Source organism: Motilimonas sp. 1_MG-2023, assembly GCF_030547455.1.
Lineage (GTDB): Bacteria > Pseudomonadota > Gammaproteobacteria > Enterobacterales > CBDFNC01 > Motilimonas.
In genome coordinates this window covers 1-14,074 of record NZ_JAUOPX010000024.1, presented here as the reverse complement: position 1 = coordinate 14,074, position 14,074 = coordinate 1, and the positions used below count along the sequence as shown (strand labels likewise).

General features: G+C 35.9%; 10 protein-coding genes. All 10 read left to right on the top strand.

The window, feature by feature from the left end; all coding sequences use genetic code 11:
• Nucleotides 1-111: 111 nt before the first annotated feature.
• The 10 genes from wecC (at nt 112) to Q4519_RS13180 (ending at nt 13,542) form a co-directional block, all read left to right on the top strand.
• Nucleotides 112-1,353: a UDP-N-acetyl-D-mannosamine dehydrogenase gene (gene wecC / locus Q4519_RS13225; protein ID WP_232799776.1), complete on the top strand. Its 1,242-nt coding sequence runs from the start codon at nt 112-114 to the stop codon at nt 1,351-1,353.
• 62 nt (nt 1,354-1,415) lie between these two features.
• Nucleotides 1,416-2,669 (top strand): lipopolysaccharide biosynthesis protein, encoded by a 1,254-nt coding sequence (locus tag Q4519_RS13220; RefSeq protein ID WP_303512962.1) that lies wholly within the window; start codon nt 1,416-1,418, stop codon nt 2,667-2,669.
• Nucleotides 2,663-4,000, top strand: a complete 1,338-nt coding sequence (locus Q4519_RS13215; RefSeq protein ID WP_232799774.1) for a hypothetical protein — start codon at nt 2,663-2,665, stop codon at nt 3,998-4,000. The genes Q4519_RS13220 and Q4519_RS13215 overlap by 7 nt, the downstream gene beginning before the upstream one ends.
• A 9-nt stretch (nt 4,001-4,009) precedes the next feature.
• Nucleotides 4,010-5,062 carry a glycosyltransferase gene (locus Q4519_RS13210; protein WP_303512959.1) on the top strand — a complete coding sequence of 351 codons (1,053 nt, stop codon included), beginning with the start codon at nt 4,010-4,012 and terminating at the stop codon, nt 5,060-5,062.
• 25 nt (nt 5,063-5,087) lie between these two features.
• Nucleotides 5,088-6,431, top strand: coding sequence for a phenylacetate--CoA ligase family protein (locus tag Q4519_RS13205; RefSeq protein WP_232799772.1), 1,344 nt, complete (start codon nt 5,088-5,090; stop codon nt 6,429-6,431).
• Between the two features lie 501 nt (nt 6,432-6,932).
• Nucleotides 6,933-8,141 carry an aspartate-semialdehyde dehydrogenase gene (locus Q4519_RS13200; protein WP_303512954.1) on the top strand — a complete coding sequence of 403 codons (1,209 nt, stop codon included), beginning with the start codon at nt 6,933-6,935 and terminating at the stop codon, nt 8,139-8,141.
• Nucleotides 8,128-8,856: a WecB/TagA/CpsF family glycosyltransferase gene (locus tag Q4519_RS13195; protein ID WP_303512952.1), complete on the top strand. Its 729-nt coding sequence runs from the start codon at nt 8,128-8,130 to the stop codon at nt 8,854-8,856. The genes Q4519_RS13200 and Q4519_RS13195 overlap by 14 nt, the downstream gene beginning before the upstream one ends.
• A 21-nt stretch (nt 8,857-8,877) precedes the next feature.
• On the top strand, nt 8,878-9,294 hold the full coding sequence (locus Q4519_RS13190; RefSeq protein WP_303512949.1) for a VanZ family protein: 417 nt from the start codon (nt 8,878-8,880) through the stop codon (nt 9,292-9,294).
• Nucleotides 9,295-9,400: 106 nt separating this feature from the next.
• On the top strand, nt 9,401-10,360 hold the full coding sequence (locus tag Q4519_RS13185; RefSeq protein ID WP_303512947.1) for a hypothetical protein: 960 nt from the start codon (nt 9,401-9,403) through the stop codon (nt 10,358-10,360).
• A 59-nt stretch (nt 10,361-10,419) separates the two neighbouring features.
• The gene (locus tag Q4519_RS13180; protein WP_303512944.1) at nt 10,420-13,542 is read left to right on the top strand and encodes a heparin lyase I family protein; all 3,123 of its coding nucleotides are present in this window, start codon (nt 10,420-10,422) and stop codon (nt 13,540-13,542) included.
• Nucleotides 13,543-14,074 lie beyond the last annotated feature (532 nt).

Below are 14,074 nucleotides of genomic sequence, written 5' to 3'. Positions count from 1 at the left end.
GCATTTACGCGCGATAGCATGTGAAAAGAAAATCAGTAGGAGCGGTATTGATACCGCAAAAAACAAAAATTTAAATTCGTCTAAAGACACCAAAATTGTAAAGGAATAACCATGTCATTTAAGAAAGTCTCCGTAATCGGCCTAGGGTACATTGGCTTACCAACTGCAGCTGTTGTTGCTTCTCGTGGTATTGAAGTAGTTGGCGTTGACGTCAACCAAGCTGCAGTCGATACCATTAATCAAGGTAATATCCACATTGTTGAGCCTGACTTAGACATTGTTGTTCGTGGTGTTGTTACAACGGGTAACTTACGCGCAACAACGACTCCAGAGCCAGCTGAAGCGTTTATGATCGCTGTGCCAACACCTTTTAAAGAAGGCAATGCACCTGATCTTAAATATATTGAAGCAGCGGCTAAGGCCATTGCTCCAGTATTAGAAAAGGGCAACCTTGTTATCCTTGAATCAACCTCTCCGGTTGGCGCTACAGAAAAACTAGCTGGTTGGTTAAAAGAAGCGCGTCCGGATTTAAGTTTCCCACAAGACGCAGGTGATATTGCCGACATTAAAGTTGCTCATTGCCCTGAGCGAGTTCTACCTGGCTATGTACTGCAAGAGCTAGTTGCAAATGACCGTGTTATTGGCGGTATGTCTAAAGCTTGTAGTGAGCGAGCGGTAGATCTATACAAAACTTTTGTACGTGGTGAATGTATTATCACCAACGCTCGTACTGCTGAAATGGCCAAACTAACGGAAAACTCATTCCGTGATGTCAACATTGCTTTTGCCAACGAGCTTTCTGTTATTAGTGACAAGCTAAAAATTAATGTGTGGGAGTTGATTAAGCTTGCCAATCGCCACCCACGTGTAAATATCTTAAGCCCTGGCCCAGGTGTTGGTGGTCATTGTATCGCAGTCGACCCATGGTTTATTGTCGATAGCTGCCCAGAAGAAGCAAAAATTATTCGTCAGGCGCGTTTAACTAATGATGAAAAACCTTACTATGTGATCTCGCAAATTGAAAAAGCAGCTGATGAATTTAAGCGACCAGTTATTGCTTGCCTTGGTTTAGCTTTTAAAGCTGACATTGATGATTTACGTGAAAGTCCAGCACTACAAATTGTTGAAGAGCTAGCAGCAAAAAATGTTGGGCAACTACTTGCAGTTGAGCCAAACGTGCATAGTTTACCAGAAAAGCTAATTAAGGCTGGTGTTGAGCAGGTAACGCTAGAAACAGCTTTAGAGAAAGCTAATATAATCGTTGTACTGGTTGACCATAAACAGTTTAAAGCAGCAGATAAAACGCAGTTCGCTACCAAGGTGGTTATTGATACTCGCGGAATTATGGGATAAGTGTTTGGCCCTGCAATACTACGCAGGGCCTTTTTTATTTTATAAATCTAAGGTTTGTGTGAATGGCTGTAATGAAACGTTTAAAAATTGATAATCTTGGCGCGTATCTTACGACTGGAGGGGGAGTTGCTGCTGCACAGCTAATTTCATTTGCTAGCGTCCCTCTTATTGCAAGGCTATCTGGTCCTGACGTTTTTGGTGAGTATACATATTATTTTTCTTTGTTAACTGTGTTGTGTGTTTTCTGTACATTAAAACTGGAGTTTTCAGTTTTTAATATTGAAGATAAACAAATCGAAATTCTGGAAAAAATTTTTAATCGCTATCTGCTAATCTCTTCTTCAATTACTGCAGTGGGGTTGCTCTTTATTTATGGTTCAAATGAACTATCTTGGTGGGTGACGACTCTTGTATTTTTCTTATCACTTTATAGTATGTGTTGCTTTGAATTTAGGGTTCAAAAAAATATTCGCTTTGGCAATTTTATGAACAACGCTAAAGCCAGAGTCAGTCGTGCTGCTATTTTTCCAATTTTATTTTTAGCTCTATACTATTTTGGCTACGTTAGCTTTACGTCTATTTTTGCATCTTTTGCTTGTGCCAACCTGCTTTCTGATATTTTATTTATGCGCAATACTCAAGTTCAGAGCCAAGAAGATAATGTAGTCAATAAAAAATCGATACAGCAACTTTGGCCCAAAGTTAGAAGAACTGTCCTTTACTTAACGCCAGCGCATTTTTTAAGGGGCTATACTAGTGGGGCGATTATTCTACTTTCAGGATTGCTGATAAGCGATAATGCAGCTCAAATCGGCATGTATGCCATCGCTATAAAGTTTCTTATTGCGCCTGCAAATATTATAACCAGTGCTACATCTGATGTTATTAAGCGGGAAGTACTGGTTAACCCTATTGCCGCTTTAAAAAACTTTAAAAGAATATCAATATTCACTTGTCTGATCGGTATTGCTATTTCAGTAGTAGTTGTTTTTTTCTCCGGCTATTTATCTAGCTTCTTTCTTGGGGATGAATGGTTGCCTGTATCAGATTATGCAATAGCTTTGCTGCCAAATTTTTTAGCTATTTTAATTTTGAGCCCATTAACACATTCATACTTAGTGCTGGGTAGGCAAGATATTGATTTTTATTGGCAGATTTCTAATTCAGTCGCAATTACTATTGGTGTTTTTTTTAGTATTAATTTCGGTTTTTTATTTGCGGTACAAGTTTATTCAATTATTTCTATGATAATGATGATTATTTCATTCTGTATTTGCTATCGATTAATTAAAAATTCTAAGGCTATTGCATGCTAAGTAGAAACTCTCTAAATGTGCTGTTTAATGGTTTTGGCGAAAATATGTTTTTGTCATTAGTTGTTACATTAAATCTTGTTTTTATCGGTGTTTTTGCCAGTTATTTAGGGGTTCCAGAGCTTTATTGGTTGGGGAATATAGCTTTTTTGGCATTAGCTTTCTGGTTGTTTCTATTTGCGTTAAATCAGGGCATAAAGCATACATTATCTTCTTCTATTTTATTGGTTTGGTTGTTTTATTTGTTTGTTAGTTTTTTGTTTTTAACTGAAGTGTTTGAGCTGCAAAAAGTTGCCTTTAAAGACTATCTCATTCCAACAGTTCTTTTGTATTGTCTTTCTTATGTACGTTTTAATGAAGTAAGTCTAGAGCTATTTTATAAGCAGATTAGATGGATATCAATTATACAAATTCCATTTGTTGTTCACCAATTCCTATTTGTTGCCCATAACTCTCTTTCTGGTCGTGAGATGGATTGGGATTTAATAGTTGGTACCTTTGGCTTTAACCCAGAAGGCGCTGGGGGAAATAGTGCTGGCTTTCTACTGTTTCAATGTTATTTCATTACTCTTTGTATTGCTAGGATGAGAAAAAATATAGCTGGGATGTTTGATTATATAGCACTATTCTTATCTGCTGGAACAATATTTTTTATCGAAGTTAAAATCGTTCTCGCTTTAGTGTTTTTTATTATGATCTCAGTTTTGGAATTAAAAGACATAAAAAGGCCTAAAGTTATCTTTTCATCTCTTTTCTTGGTTTTTGGTTTTTTGTTTCTCGTATTATATAACTATAACCAAAATTATAGTACAGGAGCAAGAGAAGGAAGGGGGATGGATGAATATGTGGTTAACATTTATGAGGAGTATTTTGTAGAACAAGAGGGGGGTGATTTCGATAGCACAGAAGTTAGTAGGGGCCTTGCAATTCAAATGTGGTTTGAAAAACAAACTAAATATTGGCCAGCTGAGGCTTATATCGGATATGGGCTAACCTCTTCTAAAGGTTCTAATGATACTGTTCCCGAAGCAGTTGTGTTTGGGTCACCTTTGCTTTTTGCTAGTACTCAGTTTACTGCTTATTTATGGGATGTAGGGATCATAGGGGTAATGATACTGCTAGCTTTTCTGGTTAGTTTATTAAGAGATTCGTTGATAGAGAGGCGAAATGAAAATGTATACGTATCTATATTCTCATCTGGTTCTGTATTTATTTTTTTAACTATGTTTTTATATCCTGTATACTCTTTGGTTATGCAGGTTAATGTAGTTTCTTTTACTTTGCTAGCTTTTGCTATCTGCATCAGTTTAAGCTTTAGAATGCATAAAAATTAGGTCTATTTTATGAAAAAAAAGTTATACATTATTTGCCCCAATCAGTTTGGTTATCTAATTGATACTTATCAATATGCTAAAAATTTAAAAAATGATTATGACGTCGTATATATCTCTTTCTATTATGGAATGGAGGCCATATCAGAAAGTGGTGTAGAGGTTATAGAGTATAAATGTAATGATAAAGGTTTTAAGCGATGGTTTGGATTTGCTAGGTTTTGTGCATCAGTGGTTAAAGATAAAAATGCAACAGTATTTGTGAAATACTTTAGGCTATGTAGCTTGGTCAAACTGTTTGGTGGTAAAAATGATTATATTATGGATATAAGAACGGTAGCTATAGATAATAGTTATTTATATCGTTTAGTATTCAATGAAACGCTTAAGCTTGAATCTTTGTTTTTTAAAAAAATAACCGTAATATCAAAATCTGTTGCTGATTTTTTAAATATTTCAAAATATAGCATTATTCCACTTGGTTGCCCCGAATTTCAATTAGAGGATAAAGCTTTTAATTCTTTATCTTTGCTTTACGTAGGTACTTTATCTTGTAGGGATATCCATAAAACAGTAACAGGTCTAGCTACATATTTGAAAAGTTCATCCGACGGCTCCATTGTTTCTTACGACATTATCGGCGATGGCTACGCAAATGAAGTTGACGAGCTTAAAGCATTGGTGAAAAGTCTTGGTTTGGAAGCTATTGTAAACGTTCATGGGAGGATCCCATTTAACAAGTTAAACCCTTATTATGAAAAAGCGAATGTTGGTATTTCATTCGTACCTATGACGGAACATTTTGATGTACAGCCTGTGACAAAAACACTGGAATATCTTGCTGCGGGCATGGCTGTTATAGGAACAAGAACATCCGCGCAGATGAAAATATTAACAGATGATCTAGGTGTATTAGTTAATGATAGTGAAGATGACTTTGCGCGCGGTATAGCTAAACTGGTTGATAGAAAAGGAAGTTTTAATTCTTCTCATCAGACTATGGCTGTAAAGGATATGAGTTGGAGTTCTATTTCAAAAAAATTAGACAGTGATGTTTTATCATAGGACAATTATATAGATGTTCAGGTCGTTGTTTTATAAAAATCAACCTCATTATTTGCAAAGCTTATTGCTTTCTTCTCGTTCCGTTTTTCGCTCATTTATTCGTGAAGGACGTGCTATGAGGCTGGTTCAGGATGAGATTGAACAGCTAGAATATGATAAAAATCGCGCCAATGACTTTATTCATAAGCAGTTACGCTTGCAAGTAACAAATGCATTTGAAAATACACCTTATTATTCTAGGTTAGATTTTAGCATTGATAATGTCGATAATTATGTTGACGTGCTAAAACTGCTACCATTGATGGAAAAGTCGACCTATTTAACAAGAGGCGATTTATTCTTAAATCAAAACTATAAAGGTTTCACTATTAAGGGGGCTAGCAGTGGTACAACAGGTGTCCCTTTATCTGTTCCCCAATCGCTAGAGTCGGTAATTAGGGAGAGTGCTTTCGTTTGGCGCCAGCTGAAGTGGGCAGGCTATCAGCCCGGTGATAAAAGAGCTTGGTTGCGAGGTGACATGATTGTGCCAGTCGATAGCTTAACAGCGCCATTTTGGCGATATTCATATTTTGAAAATATGCTACTTTTCTCATCGTTTCACCTCGAAGAAAAAACTATATCATTGTATATAAAAGCAATGGTTGATTTCGGCACAAATATTATACAGGCGTATCCTTCGTCTATTGTTGCAATTGCAAAATATTTGCGACATAGGAAGATGAATTACCCTGGAAAGATAAAAGCGATCATTACATCATCGGAAACATTGAGTATATGGGATAGAAAGTTGTTGGAAAGCACATTTCAATGTGCCGTTTTTGATTGGTATGGACTATTTGAACGAGTGGCTGCTATTGGGACTTGTGAATATGGGCGTTACCATCAATTAACTGACTATAGCTATGTTGAATTCCATGAGAGAGATGGTGGTTTACATGAGATAGTTGGAACTAATTTTAACAATAACTTGTTTCCCTTTCTAAGATATAAAACAAATGATTTTGTAACCTTATCTAATAAGCAATGTCCCTGTGGTCGACATTATCCTGTGGTTGATAATGTTGAGGGGCGTAGTCGAGATTATTTAATTACAGATAGAGGAAAAAGGCTAACAATGGTTAGCCAATTGTATAAGAACATTAATGGGATTTATGCAGCCCAATTTATTCAAGAAAGTATTAGAAAGCTTGACGTTTTACTAGTTGTTGATGCTAGTGAATATAATGCTTTTAGCCGTTCTTTACTAATATCCAATATTAAAAGAAAGCTGGGTAATAGCATAGATGTTGTTACATTTATTGTCGATAGCATTCCAAGAACGCAGAACGGAAAAGTTAAGCATGCCATATGCAATATAGAAGAGTTTTGACTTTTAGGATTGATAATGAAAAGAATTTAACTTAGTTGTAACGGGTGGCTTAAACGATATTGGAGTTATAGTTAAAGTTTTAAATTTTAATAGTTCAAGTTTTTTAAAATAAAATGTAAAGTTTTTAAGGTGTATGAAGAAAAAGGTGTGATTTTGATTGAATAAACTTACATTTATTGACGAAGTTTTAAAGTTTTTCTACTATTTGGAATTTAATTTTTTGGGTTTTGTCACACATATGTTACTGCAAGGTAATGCTCTACTCGTAAGCACTAATTATTAAAATTGTTAAAAATTTTAATCCACAGACATTGCTTCATCTCCATGGGGTTGGGGTTGAAAAATATTAAAATGTTTTGGTGAATAGAGTAAAGTTGACGTTTAGTAATAATTTTATGACGAAATAGCTATTCCTACTTTCTCCAATATAAATCATGAATTTAGATTCTCGTGAATATCTTTGTTATGTGAGATAACAGGTGGAATTTTTAGGTAGAAGATATGCAATTAATAAAAGAAGAAATGACATTACAAGATAGAGTTAACGCTATTTCGAAAGATATTTTATCTTCATCCCAGAAGAATGAATACAAAGGAGCAGATCCATTTGATGGCCTTAATAGTAAATTTTTTAATCTCTTTCCTAGTTTGAAAAAAGGCTACTTCGGCCTTGCTTGGATTCAATTTCATAAACGTTCGGTTGTCAATTTTAGAGATTTGTTTTTTATTCCAAAAGGCCGTAACCCAAAAGGCATCGGGCTTTTTATTCTTGGTTTGATAGAGCAGTATAAAAAAACGAATTCAAGTGACTATTTAAATGAAGCTATTGAGTTAGCTGATTGGTTGTTAACTGTGAAAAGCGATGTGAAGGAATGGGGGCATGCTTGCTGGGGTTATCATTTTGACTGGAATGCAAGGGCGTTTTTTGTTCCTAAAGGAAAGCCAAACGTAATTACTACTATATATGTTAGTCAGGCACTTTTGGCTTTAAGTGAATTAACAAATAACAATGAATATAAAAATGCAGCCATCGATGCCGCATATTTTATAAAGAAAAGTTTACTCTCAGAAGTTGATGGCAAACCATTTATTGCGTATATCCCTGGCGAGAAAGCATTTGTTCATAATGCCAGTCTATGGGGGGCGGCATGGCTAGCAAAAGTTTCAACAATAAATCAAGATTCTGAGCTTGCTACCATTGCCTTAGATGTCGCTAAACTGTCCGTTGATGAGCAAGGAGAGGATGGTTCTTGGGTTTATGGTCATAGGGAGCATCATCAATTTATTGATGGTTTTCATTCTGGTTATAACTTAGAAGCGCTTCATTTGATAAAGGAATCGCTAAACACAGATATTTTCGATGAAAGCATTGCTAAAGGCCTTGATTATTATCGTAAATCATTCTTTTCTGAGGAGGGGGCCGCAAAATATTATAATAATAATCAATACCCTTTAGATATGCACTCAGTTTCACAAGCTATTTTTACTTTATTAAAAGTGGGCGGAACTGCTGAAGATATCAAGCAAGTTGAAAAAACAATAAACTGGTCAATTGATAAATTATATTTGAATAACAAGAAAAAATTTATTTATCAGAAAACACCACTCTTCACAAATAGCACAAACTATATCAGATGGACTCAGGCTTGGGTTTTTTATTCATTTTCTTACTTTAGTAATCAAAGGAACGCAATAAATGAAAACAATTAATATGTTGGGCGTTAAAATGCATGCGTCAACTATGTCTGAAACGGTTTCACATATTAGGGATAAGATATTAGCCGGTGGCTTCACTCAACATGTTGTAGTTAACGTTGCTAAATTGGTTAATATGAAAAAGGATCTGCAATTAGCGGAGTCTGTTGAACAGTGCGATATTATTAACATAGACGGGATGGGGGTTGTTTGGGGAGGTCGTTTATTAGGTTTAGATATACCTGAACGCGTTGCTGGTGTCGATTTGTTTCATAATTTACTCAATATGAGCCAAGAAAATGAATTTCCGGTTTTTTTACTTGGAGCCACAGATGAGGTTGTTCAGAAAACAGCTGATAAAGTTCAGCAATTATATCCTAATCTAAAAGTGGCTGGTTACCATAATGGATATTTTTGGGACAATGAGGAAGCTGTTGTTGATAAAATTTCTAAGTCAGGCGCTAGATTATTGTTTGTTGCAATTACCTCACCAAAAAAAGAAAACTTCATTAATAAATGGAAAGATAAATTAGGTGTCGATTTTGTGATGGGCGTAGGTGGTACATTTGATGTAGTAGCTGGGAAAGTAAATCGAGCGCCATTGTGGATGCAAAAATACGGCCTAGAGTGGTTTTATCGTGTATTACAAGAGCCAGGAAGAATGTGGAAACGCTACTTAGTGACGAATAGTAAGTTTTTTTGGTTGTTGATGAAAGCAAAATTTTCTTAAGCCTTTTTATAAGTGAAAGTAATGAAATTTATCAATAGAAAAGACCTGATCGCTTACACGCAAAGAAATATTATTAGCTTTTTCTTTTTGTTGTTTGCTTGTAGTTTTGTTTTTTTATTAACTTTTAGCAAAAGTTCAGGTGTGGGGGTTAGGTTTTTTTACTACTTTCAATGGATTATTGGCGGAGATAAATCGTTGCATATGCTATCTTCCGGATTGATTACCTTCTCATTTCATTGGTTTTTGTATAATGCATACCAGAGTAGGACTCACTTCTTAATTTGCTTGCTTTTTATTTTGTCAGTTTTTTCCCTAGAAGAAATAGCGCAAATTTTTTTTCCATCACGTCAGTTTGATTTAGCTGATTTATCGGCAAGCGCCTTAGGTGTAGTTCTAGTTAGCATACCTTTTTATTTTTCTTTCAGGAAGCGAGAGTAAAATGGCATTATTCAGTATTACGAATTATGACATTACTCATCATGCATATACCCATTTTAGCAATAGAAGATAGATTCAATATTTTTTTTAAGTGAGTGGGGTTTTTATGAAAATTTGTCGGCAATTGATAATGTTGATTTTGGTTATAATGAGCTCTCACTCGTTGGCAGTTAGCCATTGTGAAAACTTAACCGAACATCAAAATAAGTTCAATAATTTAACTACGTCAGCAGGGTTGTTGGGTCTTTTGTATACCTCTATAAAATCGGAAAAAATTTTATATATAGACCAAAAATATTTCTCTTGTTTAGGGTGTACCAATATAGCATTTGGCAGTTTTATGTATGAAAACTTTGAGCAGAACCCCAATGTTCAATCGGCTACATTACTTTATACAGAAGGTGCAATGAGTCCTGAGCTAGGTAAGGCCTCGTTACGCAAACCGTATAACCGTATTGTTCCCACTGATGCCTATATGCTGTTGAATTTGCTAGTGCAAGGTAAACAACAAAAACTTAATAAAGGCTATCTTGTTGAAACTTATCCTATTCAAGTTCCCCTTGAATATCGAGATTGTTTAGAGCAGGGGTCAATCGAGCAGCAGGCTTATTGTGCTGGGCAAAAAAAGTTACGCACAGATATTGGTTTTGAAGAAAACCAAGCAGAAAGAGTTTTTACTCGACATCATTTTCCTAATTTGCTGTTTATTGATAGCAGTAAGATAAGCTTACCTCATTTAGAGCAATTATGTCGTTTAGTGGATGACGGTGGACTCGAGTTAAGCAATGATCTTGAAGCTGGATTATATCGTGCCAGTTCTCATTTTTTACCTAAAGATGAGCTAAGTAGCATTTTTACATCTGTTTTCGATAACTCTTCTTCTATCTTGATACAATTGTTGAATTATAATCTTTACCGCTCTGGTTCAGAGACAGCTGAAGACCTAAATGTTCAAGACACAAAAGACACATTAGCAATTCTGCTTGACGTTTACGACCAGAACAAGACCAGTAATATTAAGGTTTTTGTTCGGGATGGATATCAAAGTACCGCTTTGGATAGATGAGCTGGTACTTGGATTTTGTTAAAACTTTTCTCGTTAAATGAATTGACTGAGAGGATTAAATGCTTAGAATTCCCCTTTTTTGCTTACTATCTATTGCATTATTAGCAGGCTGTAATAATGAGTCGCAGGTACAAAGCTCCAATCCCGATATCGCTATCAGTAAATCTGTTGATCTACAAGTTGAAGAATTAACACCCGTTAGTCTCGAGTTAGATGATGCTCAAGCGACAGATATAAAATGGCAGCAAACACAAGGGCAAAAAGTTCACTTTGTTGAGAAACGTAGTCGCTTAATGTTCTTAGCTCCCTCAACCAATGTTCCTCTTGGCTTTAGCGCTACATCCAAAAATTCTAATGGTAGAGTAGAAAAGCAAGTATTTAATGTAAAAGTCAGTGCTACAATTAGTGGTTTTGTTGTTGACGACCCGATCGTTGGTGCAACAGTCAGGTTATTATCAGCAAATGGAGATGAAGAATTCGCGAATACAAAAACAGATAATCAAGGGAAATACCAATTTACTAATTCTCTAGAATTAGATACCTATAGAGTTAAAATTGACGCGCTCTCTGGGTCGTTTTCTGATGGACGAGTTTTTCAAGCGAATATGACGGCTGTTTGTGACAATCTAACAGAGCGCCATCGTTGCCATGTCACCCCTCTTTCAACTTTGATTGTGAAGTATATTGATAGTAGCGATGGCGTTTTATCGAAAGCTGATGCCGTTTCAAAAATCGAAACAGCACTCCAAATATCTTTGAAAGATGATCCATTTATTGATTCTGTACCAAATACAAATTTTCAAAATAAATTCAATACTCGCAATGCTAGAGCATACATTGGTGATGGTGAAAATTTAGAACCTTGGCTGGACACTTTATTTCAGTATGTTCAAAATTATTCCGCGGATCCTTCTATTCAACCAGTGTTAACTTATCCGATTAACGAGTGGATTGAGCCTAGCCAAGACTATACTGGCCCAACTGTTACCCCAACAGCAATACCCACAGCGGTTCCGACTGTTTTACCAACATCTGTGCCATCTGTCGTACCTACTACGGCACCAACACCAGTCCCACCTGTTGTGCCTACAGTGGTACCAACACCTGTGCCTACAGTGATACCAACACCTGTGCCTACGGTGGTACCAACACCTATACCAACAGAGCCACCAATTTTACCCACTACAGCCCCTACTTTAGAGCCAACTATAGCTCCAACAGGTGCACCTGATTTCAAATACACTAAGAATGTTTTAGATTACGGCTTCATTAGTGATGACTTAACCGACGATAGTGGCGCAATGATAAGATTGCTAGAATCAGCTGAAACTAATGATATTATCTATTTCCCATCCGGAGAATACCATTTTGAGTCGGAAATTATTTTTCCGGATAACTTTCCTAAGAATGTGACTTTTGTTGGTACTGATTCTACTTTTGTCACGAAACTAATCTCTCCGAACAAAGGGAAATTTAGTGGCAACGCATTATGGAACTTAGAAGCAATAGAGCAATTTACGATAGATAATATAAATTTTAAAGGGATTTACACGACTAACAGTGAGATTATAGATAAAAATGATGGGCTCCTGATCAGTTCATCTAACGGGACCATCATAAAAAACAGCTCTTTCCATGGCTTTGGCGATGCATGCATTAGAGTTACATCTTCAACCAATCTCCCACCACCTGGTAGAGCTTCAATTAACACAAGAATAGACAGTAATAATTTTTCCGAGTGCGTTGGCGTTTCAACCGCCAATTATTTAAAAGGATATACTTCAACTGACTCAATATCGATTACGAATAATAATTTTTATGATGTCATTTATGGATTGAAGTTAGTATCAGATGAACCATCAACAGATGTAACAGTATTGAGTAACAAATTTATTGACTCGAAATCTGATGCAATTCTATTTAATACTTATCGCTCTATCACTGTGAAAAACAATGGCTTTTCAGGCATAAGAGGCTTTTCGGTAAATGTAACGCCAGCAAAATATTTCGATGAAAAAGTTATAGATAGCATTTTTATAGTTAATAATTTTATTAAAAATAGTCGCTATGGTATTAGACTAAAACCATTTGACCAAAACTTAGTTAACAATCCTATAAATGTACCAGTAGGCGAAGTTAATATTCGCGATAATTACTTTGAAGGCATTTACCACGACACGCTAATGGGAGGTAATAATACACCAAAATATTACCAAGTGATTCGTTTAAACCCATACACGGAGGGGATGATTGATAACTTTGTACTAGAAAATAACCGTTATTTTGATATTTCTGAACCTGATGGTGGAGAGCTATACAACGAAGAATTTTTAAGGTTAACAACGCTCAATCAATTTATTAAAGGAAACATTAATATAAAAACAGCACCTTTTTTATTCAAAGGTGATGAGCTTAACAATAATTATCAGCCTCCATTGCCAGTAGTAACTAAAGTTGTAAATTGGGATCATTTCTTCCCGTCGCAGCATGAGTATGAAGTCGCATACCCTGACAATATAGGCTATTCCATCGAAAAAATAACTGCTCCCTCATATGTGAGGCGAGGACTTGCCGCGGCCAAATTTAAACTTAATAGTATTTCAGACCCTCTTGTACATGGCTCACATAGGGCCGAAATAGTGGGAGACTTGATCTCTGAAGAGTATGCTGAGCGATGGTTTTCGTTTTCTACAATGCTGAGTGGAGATTATGATTATAGTAAAGGGGCTGAAAGTATTTTTCAGGTCCACACATCACCTTCTGACGGTAATTGGGAAAGAGATATATCTACCCCGTACGCTTTGATTACAGCTGAGGGCAAGTATCGCTTTAAAGTTGCGGGTTCTGATAAAGTACCCATTCCATTAGTGAAGAAGACTCTTTTTATTATTTCTGATTACGAGAGGTTGGTCTGGGTTGATTGGGTATTTAATGTTTATCACCACCCAGTAAATGGATTTGTTAAAATATGGCAAAACGGAAATTTAGTTGTTAATTATTCTGGACCTGTTGGTTATTCGGTAGACTCTTATAACCATAATACTTATCCTAAGTGGGGATTATATCGATGGGATTGGGAGTTGAATCCAGAGATTAAATCGAGAACACTATTTATTGATGAAATAAAAGTGGGAGGTAAAGAGGCTTCATATGAAATAATGACTTCAAGCTTTAATAATTAGTATATCTATTATTGGTAGAACTATTTTTTTTAAAGCTTAGCCAGATTGGTAACCTTATTTATTGTAGCAAGACTTGTTCGATTTTTATGCTACAAATAAGTCATTTTATCTACAGTTTTCGACAGGAAAAGTGTTATCGTCTGGCTAACTAATCGCGAATTTTCCGTCTATTTTCACTGCACGTGATATAACATCAATGTGCTTCAACATGTAAGTATCTGATGTTGGAAAATATTGTCGCTCCAAACTGACTTACCTCTTGTATCCATGATACGTATTTTGTGCGTTGTGGGAATGAGGTGAATCACCCTTGCTCTGCTACAAAGCAAATTTAATTTCTTCGTAACACCAGACAGTCGCTCCTTAGAAATAAGTACTATGGAAAATGTGGGGCGTATTGTGTGGTTAATTGAACGCTTACGCCAGACGGGGGCGTTGGCGAGGAAGGTTTAGGTTGTTCTGGTCTAATCCCATCGGACACTTAATTTTGAGACAATAACGTCAATAGATTAAGGAAATGATATGAGCCTGA